Source organism: Martelella sp. AD-3 (assembly GCF_001578105.1).
GTDB lineage: Bacteria > Pseudomonadota > Alphaproteobacteria > Rhizobiales > Rhizobiaceae > Martelella.
Genome location: NZ_CP014277.1, coordinates 1 through 16,269, shown reverse-complemented (window position 1 = coordinate 16,269; position 16,269 = coordinate 1). Strand labels below are relative to the sequence as shown.

Sequence of the window (16,269 nt, the reverse complement as noted above, 5' to 3'; positions counted from 1 at the left end):
GATACGAAAGTCTTAGTGAAAACTGTCATCAAATGCTCAGGATTCGTTGACACTCCGCAATTTAGCCGATTGATTAAAGGGTGTAGTACACCTCTGCAATGCATCAAATTCGGGACGACATCATGCCTCAAGCACGCAATTTTCTTCGCTTTACCAATGAAGCTGGCCTTGAGGGTGAAATTCATCATAACGGTACGCTGTATCATATCATTGGCGAACCGTCGGGACCTTATAACTTCCAGATGTTCGGGTATTCACCGCGCGGCCGAAAAGTCGCGATCGGCGGCATCGGAAAACGCTTCGACGCGACTGGGAATGAATATCTGCATTTACGCGTGTCACTCCCAGGCGGCCCGTTCGAAGCAGACTTGACCGATGATCCACGAACAGTCGCATTCCTGCCTCTTTCTTCTCAAAACATCGCGACGACGTCTGATACGGCGACCGCGGTTTAAACAAGCGCGCGCAAAGTGCTTCCAGCAATAAGGTCGCGGCCAATTGGCTGCGGCTTTGTCTCGAAGTCCGCCGCCATCTTTTCCCTTCGCTGTCAATGACCAAGCATCTGCAAGGCAGATGACATCTGTTGAACCGTGCCTCGGCTTCGCCTGCGGCCGCACCACCTCAACAGATGTGTCATGACAGTGAATGAAAAAGCCGTCGGGCGGGCAGCGCCCTCCCTCCTTTGCCCCCGGAAAACTTGGTTTTCCAGGGAAAAGGAATGGATGCCTTGCCCATGGCGGACCGTTGAAAACAACGCAATCGACGGAGCAAGAAATGAAGAATATGGAGCGCTTGAACTACGTGCAGTTTGACGCAACGCGGGAAACATTCGAAGGCAATATCGCATCGCTTGAGTTTGACGAAGACATTCGCGGCGTCAAACTTGACAACAACAATGAAGGCTCACCTGCATATCGCGTTTACGGCAAAACCCCGAAAGACCGGGAGGTGGAGATCGGGGCAGTTTGGCGGCGTAAGAACGAACAGGGTCAGGAGTACTTTCAGATGTCGGTGCATATGCCGGGACGCACTGTGCGGGCAAATCTTGGCAAGTATCCGGGCGAGATCGATGACAAGCTCATGTCAGTGATCTTCTGGCGCGATTAGACAGCCAAATCCAGGGCCGGCGCTTCGGCGTTGGCCCTTTGCTTCAGGGGATGAAGATCGGCCTAGAAGCCGACCTTCATGAGCGGAATACCTGCCTTGCGTGCCTTGTCGGCCAGGTTCTGGTTGATGCCATTACCGGGCGTGACGATCATCCCCTTGGGCATCATTTCGACAATCTTGTCGTTGCGCTTGAAGGGCGCGGACTTGTTGCGGTGCGCGGTCCAGTCGGGCTTGCAAACCACCTGCGCCACCTTGCGAAGTTCTGCCCATTTGGCGGCGATGAGCTCGGCCCCCTTGGGCGAACCGCCGTGGATCAGAACCATATCCGGGTACTTTTTGTGCGTCTGGTCGAGAGCATGGAAGATGGTCTCGTGGTCCTGATAGTCGGCGCCGCCCGTGAACGCGATCTTGGTGCCGGTCGGGCAATAGATTTCCTTCTCTTCGTGGCGCTTCCTGGCGAGATAGTCGCGACTGTCGATAACCGCTGCGGTAAGCCCATTGAACGAGGTCTTTGAACCAGTGCGCGGTAGCCATTCACAGCCGACGCTTACCCTATAGTGATCCGCGGCAAGATCTCGCATCGCCTCGAAGGCATTGCGCATTTCAGTCAGCGTATCCCCTTCGGCAGCTTTCCTTTCCAGTTCGACGCTGCTGATCTCACTGCCATCCTGCACAGCGATCAAGCTTCGCTGTTCGGCTTCATTGTCATCGAGCTTCTTCTGCGCTCGGGTCAGACGGCGGTGAAACACATTGGCGACGGCCCACAGCACCTCGGACAGTTCGTCTTCCAGCCGGGTGTTGGTGAACATGGTTTCGAGGCTTTCGAATATGCCGGCGACACCGATCTCAACAGTCTCTGCGTTGGGAAGAGGGCGGTAGTCGTGCTCATCGCCGTTCGGGCGGTAGCCAAAGAGGGCGATTTCTTGGAGGAGGTGCGCGGTCGGGCTCTGCGGCTGCTGAACTTCGGTTGTGTAGGCGTTCATCGGTTCGTCCTCTCGTTTTCCTTGCGGTTTGTATGGGGCGATAAAAGAACCGAAAGGGCAGGGCTGACACCCGTAGGGCCGAGCGCAAGCGCTGGACCCCAACCGAAAAGAAAAGGGGAGGGTCCACCGAAGGTGGAAACCGCTTTTGTTGAGAGGCGGGGTTGTCCTTTGTCCTGCCAGCCGCCTTTGCGGTCGGCTTTCGGTTCATCGCCAAAGCCATACAAGCCGCTACGGAAAACGACTTGTCAGGCGAGACCGCACGCCGGCCAACCGTTATGGCATGCGCAGACTGGCCCATGGTACCGGCCTGGTGATCGCCGCCATGATCTGCCGGTTGAGGTTTTCCCGCAGGATCTGCCTGCCGAACTTCCGCAGATCGTCGTTGAAGTCGTCGAGCGTCGGCACAAGATCGACCACCTCGATGCCTCGTTCTTCGGCCCGGCTGCGCAACTGGCGGTTTGCCAGTTCGCCGGCATCATCGTTGTCGCGGCCGATGAACAGCCGCGTGCAGCTCGATGGCGGATCGAACAGAGACAGATGCGTTGCCGTCAGACAGGCTGCCAGCTCCGCGCCCGGATACACCGAGCCGATGGACAGCACTGTTTCAATGCCTTCTCCGGCGATGATGTCACCGCCCGCCTTGCTTGAGTGAAACCGCACGGCGTTGCCGTAGAGCTGGCCCGAAACCCGCTTGGGTTCGGCGATGCGCGCGACAGAGTTGTTTTTCAGATCGAGCCAGGTCCGCGCACATGCCATGACCACGCCGTCATTATCCGTCACGGCCGCCAGCATGGCAGGCAACTGCCGGGACTGACCGTCCTCATCGCGGAAGAAAACGCGGGGATGATACTTGAGGGCTGGCCCGAAGCGGCTGATATCTCGCCCGCGCAGATAGCGCTCTACGGGCGTATCCTTGAACAGTTTGCCGTAGGAGAAGAGCTTTCGGCCGGATTCGACCTGATCGAAATTGGAGGGTGGCTTCTCTTGATCGTTCCCGGCTCGCCCAAGATCAGCCGACACCTCCGGGAGATTCAGGAAACGGCGGGCTTCCTTGCAGGTTTCGGAAAAACTGCCTGCCCCGACGATACTCTCCAGCAGATCGAGAAGATCACCATATTCATGGGTCGCACGATCGGCCCACTTGCCAGCTCTGCGCGTGCCGGCGTCTTGAAGACGCACGGCCATGGATCTACCGGGGTCACCGTACTTGTTCCCCACCTGCCAATAGTTGCCCGCCCGCCGACCGGCGGGCAGATAGGTACGGCAGAACTGTTCGGTTCGCGCAGCGAGCTGATCGGAAAGTTGGGAGGCAGAAATCATGTCCACCTCTCCCTGACTGCGACGATCTTCGTGCCTTCCAGCACTTTTGCGAGAACGCTTTCGTCGTCCGGAACGAAAAGGCGTGTCTTCCATGCGATGGTCTCCGTGTAGCAGCCAAGCGCCTTGAAAGCTTTCACATCCCCCGGTTTGAAGTCTAGCATCTCGATGCGGTGGCGATCCATCACTTTCGACCTCCGAAGCTTGATTTTATTGGACAATGTGAATTGGGCATTGCCAATGAGGAGGGCTTGCAGCACCTCCTCGGGATCAAGCTTGATGGCATCCGAAACGCCAAGCTGAGCCGCGAGATTGACCGCATCGATATGGGTCAGCATGCGGCCGAGAACACGCTCTCCGTCCTCGGCAATGAGGCGGTAGACCTGCGTGTTGGACTGTGGAAGGTGCTGCCAGATTGGCAGCAGAAGGCCGGCCACAATCGTGATCGTCGATGTGTCGAATTGCGGGATGCTCTCGACCTTGGTTGCCCATGCCCTTTCGAACGCAGCGCGCTCGACGGGCTTCCAGCTGGAATCCGCCAGCCTCGATCGGTGCATCGCCTTTTTAAACATCGGCTGGATCAACTGCACACGCCGGATCGGATCGCCCGCTTCGGTGAACCAGGTCGCCGATGGGATAACAATGGCAGCGTCGCCGGTCTTCTTGTCGAGATAGGTTTGGGCGTCAGGCTGACGCTCCATGAACCGGCGCGCATCGTCGAGCGTCATCGGTTTGTTGCGGGTCAGCCTCTCGATCGTCAGGATGTCGGTCTTGCTGTGACCGTGTTCGTAGATCGGCACGCGCTTTTTGACCATGAAGCGTTCACCCGTGAGCGTCTCAAGGCCGACCTCATAGGTGCCAGCCTCAATCGCCTCTTCGACGATCCCGTCGAGGATTTGGGTGAATGCTTCAAACACCGTGTTCTGCATAGCAATCGTGAGCGCCAGGCAGCGATTGAGAAACTGGCTGATCGGGGGCAGGGTTTCGCGTAGCGACCCGTCATGATCGGTCAGCGCCAGACCGGTCACCTCCTCGAACTTCGTCAGCGAGCACGACGGAATCTTGCCAGCATAGAGCTGGCTGAAGAACCGGCGCAATGCAGCGCGGGCGTAGTCGCTCTCCAGATTGTCTTCCGGTCGGAACATATTTTGACCGCCAGTCTGGCGCTGACCTTTGGTGATGGCGCCAAGACTGTCGAGGCGACGTGCGATCGTGGACAGGAACCGCTTCTCGCCTTTCACATTGGTCGCACAGGGGCGGAACAAGGGCGGTTGCGCCTGATTGGTCCTGTGCGTGCGTCCAAGCCCCTGAATGGCCGCATCCGCGCGCCATCCGGCTTCAAGCAGATAATGGACACGCTTGCGCCTATTCGTCGCTGCAAGATCGGCATGATATGAACGGCCGGTCCCGCCGGCGTCCGAGAATGCCAGTATTTTCTTGCTGTCGCCCATGAACGCATCGGTTTCGGAGTAGTTCGACGATGCCGGACGGCGCTCCAGTTTCATGCGCCCGTCGCGCGTCTTGACGATCCGGCGCGAGCGGCCGGTGATTTCGGCCACCTGTTCGGTCCCGAAATGGCAAATGATCTGGTCAAGCGCCGACTGAACGGGAGGCAAGGCGCCAAGATGCTCGATGAGCTCATCACGCGCTTCGAGCGCTTCCCGGCTGACAACCGGATTGCCGTTTGCATCGTGAACCGGGCGGGAGCGCAGTTCCCCGTTCTCGTCCTCGAAGGCTTCGAATAGCTGGGTCGGAAAGGAGCTGTTGAGATAGTCCAGCACATATTCGCGGGGCGTCACGTCTACATTGAGGTCGTTCCACTCCGATGGCGGGATTTCCGCGATACGGCGCTCCATCAGCGCCTCGCCGGTCGAGACGATCTGGACGACGGGCGCATGACCATCATCGATGTCCGCCTGGATCGCCCGCAACACCGAAGGGCATTTCATCGCGGTGATCAGATGGTTGAAGAACCGCTGTTTGTTGCCCTCGAACGCCGATCGCGCGGCGCTTTTGGCGCGCGGATTAAGCGTTGCTCCGTCCGCCGTGATACCGACGGCTTCCAGCGCCTTCTCAAGGTTCTGGTGAATGATCTGATACGCGTTGGCATAGGCGTCATAGATCTCGGTCTGTGCCTCGGTCAGCTCATGTACGAGCATCTCATACTCGACATCCTTGAACGAAAGCAGGCGAGCCGTATAGAGGCCAAGCGCCTTCAGGTCGCGTGAAATCACCTCCATGGCGGCGATCCCGCCGTCTTCCATGGAGGCGATGAAATCGGCCCGCGTGCTGAACGGAAAGTCGCCGGTCTGCCAAAGGCCGAGCCGTGAGGCATAGGCCAGATTGCTGACCGTTGTGGCTCCGGTCGCCGACACATAGAGCACGCGCGCGCTCGGAACGGCATTCTGCAGGAGAAGCCCGACGCGACCCTGCTCCGATGGCTTGCGTTCGCCGCGCTCGCCTTTGGCGCTAATGGCATTGGCCATTGCATGGGCCTCATCGAACGCGATGACGCCATCGAAGTCATGACCGATCCAGTCGAGGATCTGAGCAAGGCGGCTTTTCTTGTCCTGCCTGGCCTGGCTGCGCAGCGTGGCATAGGTCACGAACAGAATGCCCGGCTGCTCCGGGATTGGCCGCCCCTGGGGAAAGCTCGAGATCGGGATAATATCGGCGGGCGCGCCACCGAGCGCCTGCCAATCGCGCCGGGCATCCTCGATCAGCTTGTCGCTGCGGGAAATCCAAAGGGCCTTGCGACGGCCCTTCAGCCAGTTGTCGAGGATAACGGCGGCAACCTGTCGACCCTTACCGCAACCGGTGCCATCACCGAGAAAGAAACCGCGCCGGAACCGTGTACTTTTCAGGACGGTCTTCGAGGCGTCCTCCGGCAGCGCTTCGACAGAAAAGGCGCTGGCTTCGGCCTTTGCGGGCTGGATCGACGCAAAGTCATCGACCACATCGTAAGTGCCTTTCAGAAACGTCTCGTGGGCCTCGCCGGCATAGATCACGGTTTCGAGCTGAGGGGCTGACAAGACGCCATCGGCTATCAGCTGCGCTGGAAGGCGGGGCCGATAAGAAGGAAGCGGGGCCTGTACGGACGCCATGGCGGCCGACTGGACCAGTTCGCCGGGATGCGGCTTGGCGTGATCAATCGCGATCGTCTGAACCTCGTAGGGCTCATAGATTTCATCCGAGCCCTGACCGCCCGCGCTCATGTCGTCGCGGGCCTGATAGGCAACGTCGCAGATCTCGGCGTTGTCCAGGGGATGCGCTGTCGAGGTTTTAGCGGTCGCGCGTGCCTTGGCGCGAATCTGTGCCAAGGCAGCTGCGGGCGGAGCAGGATGCGGCGTTGTCGAGGAAGTCGTCGTTGCCAACCGGGCAGGGCAGTGCTCAACCACAATGTCCAGCAGCTCGCCCGCGGTTTCGCAGCGCGCGAACTCCAGCGGTTCGACCGACTGCGGCACCTTGTCGAACACGGTCAGGCGCGTTTCGACGGTCGTGCCATGCCGGGCATAGGCTTTGCCCGAAATCGAAGCGGTGAAGACAACTGAAGCCGCTTGCTGCAGGTCGTCGAAAAACGAGCGCCACGAATGCGACTGCGCCGTAAAGGAAGCGCCGGAAATCAACACAAGGCGGCCGCCAGGGCGAAGTCGGGCGAGGGCAGAGCGCAAATGATGCGCGGTCGCGGCCCTGTAACGGCGAGTGACGCCCGGGGCGGCCGAAAAGGGCGGGTTCATGAGAATGACCGACGGATCGACCGACGGGTTGAGCCGGTCATGGATTGTGCCGGCATCATGGCGGGTAACGTCTGATCCGGCGAACAGCTCAGTCAGCAAGGCAGCGCGCGTTTGCGAAATCTCGTTGAGATGTAGGTCTGCGCCGGCCATGGCGGCGAAAGCAGCCAAAAGTCCCGTGCCGGCCGATGGTTCGAGAACAAGGTCGGCGGCGGTGATCGCCGCCGCACGCGCGGCGGCGAACGCCAGGGGCAGGGGAGTGGAAAATTGCTGAAGGGCCTGAGATTCATCGGAACGGTTCGTCTGGCTCGGCGACAGGCTGGCGATGGTCTCGAACATCGTCACCAGTTGCTGCGGCGTCTTCGCCTGCTTGCACATGGTGGCGCCGTATTTTTGCAGGAACAGAACCTGGGCGCATTCGGCGGCCTCATAGGCGTGCTTCCACAGCCAGGTTCCGTCCGTATCGGAACCGCCTGATGCTCGCTCCATGGCGTCTCGCAACGCAGATGACGAGATGCTGGTCCCGCTTTCGAGGATCGGCAACAAGATCCTGGCTGCGTTCAAAATGGCGGCAGGATCATCGGTGACGGGGGTTCCGGTCGTAACGGCTTCGACGATGGTCATGGGGATCTCCGGCTTGGTTGACGGTTGAGACCTCCCCTTTCTCTGTCCTGGGAAGGTTCAAACCTTCCCGGTCCCCCTCTTGCTTTTGGCTTCGAAGGCAAACCGCAACATAGAAAAAGCCGCCCGGTTGTTCGGACGGCTTTTGACTTGTCGATCTGGGCCGATGCCTATGCGGCAAGCACGCTACGCGCTTCCGTCAGGCAGTCAGCCATTGTTGAAAACCCCCAGCATGAATCGATAACATCGTCGGCGTCGCCCAAAATCTCAAAGCCGCAAAAGTCTCCGCGAAGATAGGCATCGTAGACATCCACTTCCGCCCGCAAAATGTCGAGCGCGCGCTCGCGCATTTTTGAGGATAGCCGCTTGGCGCTGAATTCAGTCCTGGCGCCGTCGATCGTGACGAAAACGTATCCGACCTGGCCGCTGTCCCACGGGCAGGAAAAACCAGTGGTGTTCATCGTCAGGCCGCTATGATCATAGAGGTAGAGCGGCAGGAAGATCGCGTTACGCAGAGCGCGCTTTTCGATCGCTTTCAGATCGAAAGGCGCTTCATCGTCATAATCGGCAAGAGCGATGAACAGCTCCTGATTGTTGCGATAGCTGTGCTTGTCTCCAAGGTTATAGCGGTGATGCCAGCAGGTCATCGTGCCCAGCGTGTCGCACTCGACACGCGGGTTCATCGGATCGGGGTCGGGAATGATCCGGAGTGTCTTGTCATTGACTGTTTCGCGGTGCAGTTCAAACATGCCGTGCTCCTTGTTCAGATACACGGCGAAAGCGCCGCCCTCGAACATTGAGGCGGCGCCAAAGAACGGGCTGTCAGTCCAGCCAGTTTTCAACCTGGAGACCGGGCACCCGAAGGAATTCGCGCGTATTGGCTGTTACCAGCACAGCATCGACAGCCAAGGCATGGGCTGCAATCAGCAGGTCATTTGGACCGATCGGCGTACCGGCTGCTTCGAGGCCTGCTCTGATGCGGCCGTACCGGGCATGTGCTGGCGCACCCAATGCGAGTATTTGCATGCCGCCAAGAATGGCCTCGACCTGGGCTGTCAGCTTGGCAGATCCCTTGCGTTCGCAGCCATAGCATAGCTCAGCCGCGGTGATAATGCTGACGCAGATCGTATCCTGCCCGACATCAGCGATATGGCCGACGACGGCGCCGGCCGGATTACGCGCGAGATCCGACACGATATTCGTGTCGAGCATGTAAAGGCGGCTCAAAGGTCGATTTTCCTTGCTGGCAGCAGGGTCTCATCGACGTCGGGAAGCTGGTCATCAGGGCCGAGCGGCTTCAGTCGCGCCAGAATGTCCAGAAGATTTTTGTTTGGGGCAGGTTCGATCACAAGTCGGCTTCCCTCCCGATGTATCAGCACACGGTCGCCCGGAAGTTCGAAATCGGCCGGGATACGAACCGCCTGACTCTTGTTGTTGCGAAACAACTTGGCTTCACGTGCTTCGGACGCTTGGGGCTGGGGCATGATAACCTCCTGTCAAAATGTTGTATATACAGACGCATATACTAGGCCGGATCTGAGATTTCAAGCGTAGTGCGAAGCATAGCACGGCTTTCCATCCCACAAACGGGCATGAATGAAGGATTCCGGGCTGAAGCCACTATTGGAGATTCTGACGCGCCGGGCAGGACCGATGAAGTGATCGGCATATGGAACGACATGCTCGGTCAACGGCGCCTCGTTTTCACTCGACGCGTCGAGCGATCCGATCGGCCGGACCTCGGCCATGGATTTGCCGATGACCTTTGTGACCTGCCAGAAATCGACGTTCGTCTGATCATAGCCCCAGGATGCAACGAAGATATGGCCGATCTCGATGCCGGCATTGGACGGCCGATAGCGCGTCCTGCTGGCAAGCATCCTTCGGCGGTCCTGGAAGCCCTCTTGGATCCGCTTCTCGCGCGCTTCCGGACTTTTGAACCAGTAATGCCAGTCGGGGCGGGCACGCTTGCCGACGAACAACTTGGCGCAGAGCCTGCCGCGGTTTTCGAACAGATAGGCGACGGCATCGGATTCCGGATCGGAACGCACGTCAGCACCTTCGGGAATGAAGTCTTCTCGTTTCGGTCTGTAAGCTCGCATGGGTTTTGTCTCCGTATCGAACGGCGGAGAAAACAACTTTCTCGCTCTTGTTTTCCGTTCACGGAAAAGACGGCCGCCCTCTAACTTGAGAGCGACCGTCCCCCGGAGACCTGGTGGTGATGGAATCTATTCAGCGGCGGCTTTCAGGAACGCCGGCAGCACATCGGGTTCCGGGTTTTCGACCTCGCCCTGCGGCTGCTCATCAGAGCTCTCGAAGGCCATGCCCTCGGGCAGCCAGCGCGCGGTGCGCTTGGCCGTTTCCGGATCGATGCCGACCCGTTCGTCAGCCCCCTCCCGGAAAGCTGTCTCCATCGAGGCGGCCAGCGCATCCTTCTTGAAGTCGCGGCGCTCATCAGCCCATTTCTGACCGATAACCTCCGCGGCGACGGAAAGGGCATGCTTTTTCGGCACGCGCGACCAGTAGTTTTTCGCGTCCGGACGCCAGCAATATGCAACATCAGTGCTGCAACGGCGGCCGATCTCCTCAAGAACCGGCGAGCTATGGTCGTCGTTGGCCAATTGCTGCTGAACAGCCTGCGCCGTCGCCCAGGCGAACAGCGCCTGCTTCTTTTCCATCGGCAGCGCCGACATCGTGATGAAATCCTGCGGACTCTCGAGCGAGATCCACGACAGGTCGAGCGTGTTCTTGATTTCCTCAAGCATGGCAGCCGCGACCGTATCCTCCAGATATTCACGGCTCTTAAAGACCTCCGCCTGACGCATCGAGATATCGATCGGCGCGGCGGCATAGGCGATGGGCAGGCGGACGATCATCGAATAGAGCATCGCGTCGAAGGCAGTTTGATAGTCGCTGGCAAGGTGGGCCTGCAGGTTCTGATGCCGGATCGCACGCAGATCCGCCGAAAGCGAATTCGACACGCCAGCCTCCTTGCGTTTTTCTTCGGCCGACATCGTTTCAGAGCCGCCAGAGCGAACCTGCTGCCGCTTGTCGTCCGGATGCACCAGACCGGTCTCAACCCTCAACGCTCCGCGATGATCGATGGACACAACGCAGCCTGCCCGGGCGCGCTGTTCATCGGTGTATTCCGACCGCTTCACGTCTGCGGATAGCGCCTCCAGATCGTTATGGAGTTGATCCCAGCGCGCCTGCACCTCGTCGGTCCAGGCCTCCTCGCCGATCTCCTCCATCTGCTCGATCTCGCCGTTCAAGGCATCGAGCTTGGCCTGATCCTCAGGGGCCGGCTCGACGGGGAGGGGGTATTCGCGACCATAGCGCATATATTGGTCATAGGTGACCGAGAGATGCACATCGACCCATTTCCACTTTCCCGTCAGCTTCTCCGCCTCCGCGTTCAATGCCTCGGTCGCCAGACGATGCAACAATGCAACATCTTCGAGAACAACATCGTCCGCTTCGGAAAACAGATCCCTGCGTACCGTTCCACCGGCGGCCGTATAAGCATCGACGCCGACAAATTGGGCGACATTATCGCTCGCCGACACTTCGTCCTCCGTAGCCAGGTGGCGAACCTGATAGGCGTTGATGCCGTGATAGATAGACTTGAGCTGCTCGAAGATCTCGACCTGACGGCTCCGGTCCTTGCAGATCGTGAACGCCGTCAGCGCATCCAGGGAGAGCTCGTCGTTGCGGAAAGCCGTGAGAAGAACCGGATCGACCTCGGCCAGTTTGAGGCGGCGCTGCACGAGGTTTTCGGTCACGCCGAACTGATTGGCGATTTCGGTGGCCTTATAGCCCTTTTCGATCATCGCCGCGAAGGCCTCATACTGGTCGGCGGGGTGCATATTGGCACGCACGACGTTTTCCGTGGTCGAGCTGATGATAGCCTGCTCTTCGGTCTCGACCTTGCAGGGCACGGCCGTGTCGCCCGGCAGCGCGCCTTCTTCGATCAGCGCCTGCAGCTGCTTCAGCCGGCGACCGCCTCCATGGACCAGGAACTTGTTCTTGCCTGCGGGATAGACGAGCAGGTTTTGCTTGATGCCGCCGTCGGCCTTAATCGAGGCTTTCAGCTCCGCATCGGCGGCCGGGCCGGCCTCGGTCTTGCGAACGTTGAGCGGGCTGAGCGCGAGCTGCCTGACGGGGATGATCTTGATGTCGTTCGAGGTCATTGTTGTTCTCCGGTATCGGCCGGGAGGAAAGACTTTCTCTCCTTTTGGAAGCCCGGCAACCGGGCTTCGCTGAACTCTTGCTCTATCGATCAGTGAAACCGACACAGCTCGCAAAATCAACGTTTTGGTTGTTTTTTGTTCTTTCGTATGTTGCATAAGTGTCGTTGCGGACATTTCGCAGCCAAGGCCCCCACTTTGGCGAAACCCCTGTTCGAGGCAGGTGCCGTAACAAAAAACGGGCTTCGCGCGGCGGCGAAGCCCGTTTGATCCACGGAAAATTCCGGGCAAGGCGCGCGGGTCAATGCCTCTGCAAAGCCCGTTCGACGGCGGCGGGTTCACGATCAATCACAGTCAGAAGCACCCGCGACGAGGGGTCAACCTCCGAGCGCCCCTGTTCCCAATCGCGCAGCCGTCCGACTGAAAGGCCGAAGCGGGCCGCAAAGACTTTCTGCGAAAGGTTCTGTCGCTTGCGGATCGCTTTAACATCAACCTTTTCAGGAATATGGATACCATAATCCGCAGCATCGGCTTCACCGGAGGCATAAGCAAGGGCCTGCCGCGCGCCTTCCAACATTCTCGAACCTGCTTTGCTCATTTCTTCGTGCTCCTTCTTCCTGCCTGCTTGCGAAATTCATCAGGCAGTGCCGATAAAATCGCCCTCATTTCGTTCCGGTCCGCTTTGCTCAAATTCGCCTGAGACGACTTGCTGTAGATGTCGAGCAAAAAACGGGAATATCAGCGTCTGCATAAAATGTGATAATCCGATATCCGCCGCGCTTTCCCATCCCTGGCCGCGCAAACCTGAGTTTTCTAGCCCCGCCCGTTCCCGGTATTATGTCGCCGGCGTCGGGGTCCTGGGCGAAATGATCGATGATCGCGGACAATTCCTCGCGGGACACATTTTCGTCCTTGGCCGATGCCAGATAAGCGGGCGTTTCGATAACTGTATGCATGCGCTTTATATACGGGCTATCCGTACCTTTTACAAGAAGACAGTACGGCTGAACCGTACTGTCTTCTCAGGCGTCAAGCGATCAAGCCGCAATGCTTCCGATGGAGGTTTCGCCTTCGTCCTCATTCTGTGCCCGCTGCGCATGCATCCAATCGACCGCCTTCTGCGCCTCGCTGGCGGCCCGGAAAATGAATTTCTTGTCGTCCTTCAGTGATCGCAGCCAGCTCTCGACATATGCCGCAGACTGTTCGAAATCAGGGACCAGCCCGAGTGAAACGCAAAGCATGGCGGAACCGATCTCGGCACAAAGCTCCTCAAAGGCCAACTCTGATTTGCGGGTAAATCTCTGATCGCGATCAAGCCGGCGTTTATGACTGGTCGCGTGAATCATTTCATGAGCGAGACTGGCATAGTATCCGCTGGCTGAGTGAAACGTTGCGATTGGTGGCATGTGCACATAGTCATCGAGAAGATGATAGAACGCCTGAGGTTCATCAGTCGTTCGTATCTCGATACCGGTCGCGGCGAAGAACCGATCCAGCTCCACATTGGGTTCTGTGCCGAGATCGCGCGGTTCGTCCGGGTCAGCGCCGTAAAAGTAATTCGGCAGACCGTCGATCTGATCGGCATTAAATACGCGATAGCCACGCGCATATGGCCGGACGACAGTTTCGCCTCTATCGGGGTCATCGACTTCGAACGTGCCGTATTTGACAACGGGAGCGGACTTCTCACCTCGGCGAACCTGGGCGTCCATGACCTTTGCCTGTTTGTAGGTCAGCCAATAGCTCGATCTGTATCCATTTTCGGCAGCGATGCACAACAGGATGACAACATTGATGCCTTTATAGAACTCCCCGTTTGAGCGGCGCGGGAAGCCCGCAAAGCCGGCGCCACCCGTCCACGGCTTCTGCCAGGGCGGAGTACCTGCCTCGATTGCCTGGATAATCCTATCAGTAACGAGTTGATAGATATCGGGTCCGGTGTTTTCTCTGGTCACGCTCATGCTCCTTTTTTCGAGCAGGCCGGAACAACTTTCTCTTCCTTTTGAGCCCGCTCACCGGGCTCACACATGCCTCTATCTTTTTTGGCATCAGGACGAAGGTTCCAGTTCGGATAGATCCGCCTTATCTTGCCTGTCTTAGATGCCGTTCATCCGGAGATGACCGATGTGCAATCTTTATCGCAATGGATCGACACACGAGAACATGAGACGGCTGATGGACAGAATTTTCATCATGGGGAACGGCGGAAGTGGCAAGACGTGGCTGGCCACCCAGCTGGCCCACGGGCTGCAATACTCAGCCCATCACCTTGACGACTTCCATTGGATGCCGAATTTTGCCGGCGAGCGTCCGCGCGACGAGCGTGACCGATTGGTGGCCCGAGCTGTGGACAGCAGTTCTTGGGTCATGGAGGGCATTTACGGTTCGATCATCCGGCAAGTGCTTCCACGTGTGACAACGCTGATTTGGCTCGATATCTCCGACGATGAGTGCATTTCCAACCTCCTGCAACGAGGCCAAACGGGTGATGGAACTGAGGAGCAGTTCGAGGAACTGTTGGAATATACGCGCGGCTACCGTCTTCGGAAGAACCACCTGAATTCCTTCGATGCCCACGAGCGCTTTTTTGAGGAGCATCCGTTGCAGAAGTTGAGGCTGTGCAGCCGCTCGGAGGTTGGGGCCTTCTTGCGGTCGTTGGAGGGAGGGGCGAAGCGGACATCCGAAGGGGCTTTGCGATAAAGCTTGTCACAATGGCTCGACACTACGCATCGGATCGGCCAGGATCGCGGGAATTTGCGACAGGTCCGGACAGCGATCAAATGCAGCCGCAGGAGCCTTAGCATAGCGACTGTTCCGTCTCAACGCCTTTGAGACAGATCTGGCTTAACGGATAAGGGAGGGTTTTGGCTCATCATAGCGCACGCAAAGGAAGCGAAGATGAGACAGAAATCCGGGCAGCAGAAGCCGACGGCAGACAAGGCGATCAAGGATATCCGCCGGGCCACACGCAAATCCTATTCGGCCGAGGAAAAGATCCGCATTGTGCTGGAAGGCCTGCGCGGCGAAGACAGTATCGCCGCGCTCTGCCGCCGCGAGGGTATCGCCGAAAGCATGTATTACACTTGGTCGAAGGAATTTCTCGAGGCCGGCAAGCGGCGCCTGGCCGGCGATACGGCTCGGGCCGCAACGACGGATGAGGTGAAGGCATTACGTCGGGAAACACGCGATCTGAAAGAGGTCGTGGCCGAGCAGACGCTGGAGCTGCGCCTGCTCAAAAAAAGCATGATCGGGGATGGGGACGCAGAAGAATGAGATACCCCGCATCCGAGAAGTTGGAAATCATCCGGCTGGTCGAGCAATCGCACCTGCCGGTGAAGAAGACACTGGAGCAGCTCGCCATTCCCCGCCAGACCTTTTACCGCTGGTATGACCGTTTCCAGCGCTTTGGCGTTGAGGGGCTGGAGGACCGCTCATCCGCCCCGTCACGGGTATGGAACCGCATTCCCGATACTATCAGGGACGAGGTGATAGAGCTGGCGCTTGAAGAGCCGGAGCTCTCCCCGCGCGAACTGGCGGTGACCTTCACCGACACAAAAAGCTATTTCGTATCAGAGGCGTCCGTCTATCGCCTGCTCAAGGCGCACGATCTGATCACCTCGCCAGCCTTCATTGTCGTCAAGGCGGACAATGAATTCAGGGACAAGACCGTTCGCCCCAATGAGATGTGGCAAACCGATTTCACCTATCTGAAGGTGATCGGCTGGGGCTGGTTGTATCTGTCCACCATCCTCGATGACTTTTCCCGATATATCGTGGGATGGAAACTGTGCACGAACATGAAGGTGGGTGATGTAACCGACACGCTGAACATTGCGCTTTCTGCATCCGGCTGCGACAGCGTCAAGGTGGAGCACAAACCGCGGCTTCTGTCGGATAATGGCGGATGCTACATCGCCGAAGACCTGGCGGACTGGCTGAAGGACAGGAAGATGGAGCAGCTTCACGGCGCGCCCGGTCATCCGCAGACCCAAGGCAAGATCGAGCGCTGGCACCAGACGCTGAAAAACCGGATCCTGCTCGAGAATTACTTCTTCCCCGAAGACCTTGAAGCGCAGATCGGCGCATTCATCGACCATTACAACAATCGCCGATACCACGAGAGCCTCGGCAACCTCACACCGGCGGATGTCTACTTCGGCAGAGGAGACGAAATCCTGAAACAGCGAAAGAGGATCAAGCACAGACCATTCAAAACCGACGCTTGCAACACCACGCAAACGCGGCTTAAATCAACACATCAGACGAGCCAATCTCTCCTGATAGCCAGACCCCATTCTGTCCATAATCATTCGACGACGG

Annotated in this window: 13 protein-coding genes and 1 pseudogene; 4 read left to right on the top strand and 10 right to left on the bottom strand. The window is 58.4% G+C overall.

Annotated features, from left to right (window positions below):
• Positions 1–122 precede the first annotated feature (122 nt).
• Together AZF01_RS24175 and AZF01_RS22575 are read left to right on the top strand one after the other, a co-directional pair.
• A complete protein-coding gene (locus AZF01_RS24175) occupies positions 123–455 on the top strand; it encodes a hypothetical protein (RefSeq protein ID WP_152534507.1) in 333 nt (110 codons plus the stop codon).
• Positions 456–645: 190 nt separating this feature from the next.
• Positions 646–1,107 (top strand): DUF736 family protein, encoded by a 462-nt coding sequence (locus AZF01_RS22575; RefSeq protein ID WP_244435541.1) that lies wholly within the window; start codon positions 646–648, stop codon positions 1,105–1,107.
• 62 nt (positions 1,108–1,169) lie between these two features.
• Here the strand turns inward: AZF01_RS22575 and AZF01_RS22570 are convergent, their stop codons facing one another.
• The 10 genes from AZF01_RS22570 to AZF01_RS22525 form a co-directional block, all read right to left on the bottom strand.
• Positions 1,170–2,090 (bottom strand): DUF2493 domain-containing protein, encoded by a 921-nt coding sequence (locus tag AZF01_RS22570; RefSeq protein WP_024707754.1) that lies wholly within the window; start codon positions 2,088–2,090, stop codon positions 1,170–1,172.
• Between the two features lie 273 nt (positions 2,091–2,363).
• Positions 2,364–3,410 carry a toprim domain-containing protein gene (locus AZF01_RS22565; RefSeq protein WP_156484763.1) on the bottom strand — a complete coding sequence of 349 codons (1,047 nt, stop codon included), beginning with the start codon at positions 3,408–3,410 and terminating at the stop codon, positions 2,364–2,366.
• Positions 3,407–7,765, bottom strand: a complete 4,359-nt coding sequence (locus AZF01_RS22560) for a strawberry notch family protein (protein ID WP_051424146.1) — start codon at positions 7,763–7,765, stop codon at positions 3,407–3,409. Before AZF01_RS22560 ends, AZF01_RS22565 begins: the two co-directional genes overlap by 4 nt.
• Before the next feature lie 167 nt (positions 7,766–7,932).
• Positions 7,933–8,559 (bottom strand): hypothetical protein, encoded by a 627-nt coding sequence (locus AZF01_RS22555; protein WP_051424147.1) that lies wholly within the window; start codon positions 8,557–8,559, stop codon positions 7,933–7,935.
• Positions 8,560–8,584: 25 nt separating this feature from the next.
• A complete protein-coding gene (locus AZF01_RS22550) occupies positions 8,585–8,989 on the bottom strand; it encodes a type II toxin-antitoxin system VapC family toxin (RefSeq protein ID WP_024709692.1) in 405 nt (134 codons plus the stop codon).
• Positions 8,986–9,246 (bottom strand): antitoxin, encoded by a 261-nt coding sequence (locus AZF01_RS22545; protein ID WP_024709693.1) that lies wholly within the window; start codon positions 9,244–9,246, stop codon positions 8,986–8,988. The genes AZF01_RS22550 and AZF01_RS22545 overlap by 4 nt, the downstream gene beginning before the upstream one ends.
• 60 nt (positions 9,247–9,306) lie before the next feature.
• Positions 9,307–9,864, bottom strand: coding sequence for a hypothetical protein (locus AZF01_RS22540; protein ID WP_024709694.1), 558 nt, complete (start codon positions 9,862–9,864; stop codon positions 9,307–9,309).
• A 126-nt stretch (positions 9,865–9,990) separates the two neighbouring features.
• Complete coding sequence (locus AZF01_RS22535; protein ID WP_197489684.1) at positions 9,991–12,108, bottom strand: ParB/RepB/Spo0J family partition protein; 2,118 nt, start codon at positions 12,106–12,108, stop codon at positions 9,991–9,993.
• Between the two features lie 142 nt (positions 12,109–12,250).
• Entirely contained in the window at positions 12,251–12,547 is a 297-nt protein-coding gene (locus AZF01_RS22530; RefSeq protein ID WP_024709696.1) for a DNA-binding transcriptional regulator, read from the bottom strand.
• A 439-nt stretch (positions 12,548–12,986) separates the two neighbouring features.
• Positions 12,987–13,910 (bottom strand): ArdC family protein, encoded by a 924-nt coding sequence (locus tag AZF01_RS22525; RefSeq protein ID WP_036238132.1) that lies wholly within the window; start codon positions 13,908–13,910, stop codon positions 12,987–12,989.
• Between the two features lie 214 nt (positions 13,911–14,124).
• Between AZF01_RS22525 and AZF01_RS22520 the strand changes: the two genes are divergently transcribed.
• A complete protein-coding gene (locus AZF01_RS22520) occupies positions 14,125–14,649 on the top strand; it encodes an AAA family ATPase (protein WP_152534625.1) in 525 nt (174 codons plus the stop codon).
• Between the two features lie 198 nt (positions 14,650–14,847).
• Positions 14,848–16,198 (top strand): annotated as a pseudogene (locus AZF01_RS22510) (IS3 family transposase).
• The last annotated feature ends 71 nt before the right edge of the window (positions 16,199–16,269 follow it).

Bases quoted from the DNA above. Each gene is read 5' to 3' on its own strand.
- AZF01_RS24175 (WP_152534507.1), top strand. From the start codon at position 123: ATGCCTCAAGCACGCAATTTTCTTCGCTTTACCAATGAAGCTGGCCTT.
- AZF01_RS22575 (WP_244435541.1), top strand. From the start codon at position 646: ATGAAAAAGCCGTCGGGCGGGCAGCGCCCTCCCTCCTTTGCCCCCGGA.
- AZF01_RS22570 (WP_024707754.1), bottom strand. From the start codon at position 2,090: ATGAACGCCTACACAACCGAAGTTCAGCAGCCGCAGAGCCCGACCGCG.
- AZF01_RS22565 (WP_156484763.1), bottom strand. From the start codon at position 3,410: ATGATTTCTGCCTCCCAACTTTCCGATCAGCTCGCTGCGCGAACCGAA.
- AZF01_RS22560 (WP_051424146.1), bottom strand. From the start codon at position 7,765: ATGACCATCGTCGAAGCCGTTACGACCGGAACCCCCGTCACCGATGAT.
- AZF01_RS22555 (WP_051424147.1), bottom strand. From the start codon at position 8,559: ATGTTCGAGGGCGGCGCTTTCGCCGTGTATCTGAACAAGGAGCACGGC.
- AZF01_RS22545 (WP_024709693.1), bottom strand. From the start codon at position 9,246: ATGCCCCAGCCCCAAGCGTCCGAAGCACGTGAAGCCAAGTTGTTTCGC.
- AZF01_RS22540 (WP_024709694.1), bottom strand. From the start codon at position 9,864: ATGCGAGCTTACAGACCGAAACGAGAAGACTTCATTCCCGAAGGTGCT.
- AZF01_RS22535 (WP_197489684.1), bottom strand. From the start codon at position 12,108: ATGCAACATACGAAAGAACAAAAAACAACCAAAACGTTGATTTTGCGA.
- AZF01_RS22530 (WP_024709696.1), bottom strand. From the start codon at position 12,547: ATGAGCAAAGCAGGTTCGAGAATGTTGGAAGGCGCGCGGCAGGCCCTT.
- AZF01_RS22525 (WP_036238132.1), bottom strand. From the start codon at position 13,910: ATGAGCGTGACCAGAGAAAACACCGGACCCGATATCTATCAACTCGTT.
- AZF01_RS22520 (WP_152534625.1), top strand. From the start codon at position 14,125: ATGGACAGAATTTTCATCATGGGGAACGGCGGAAGTGGCAAGACGTGG.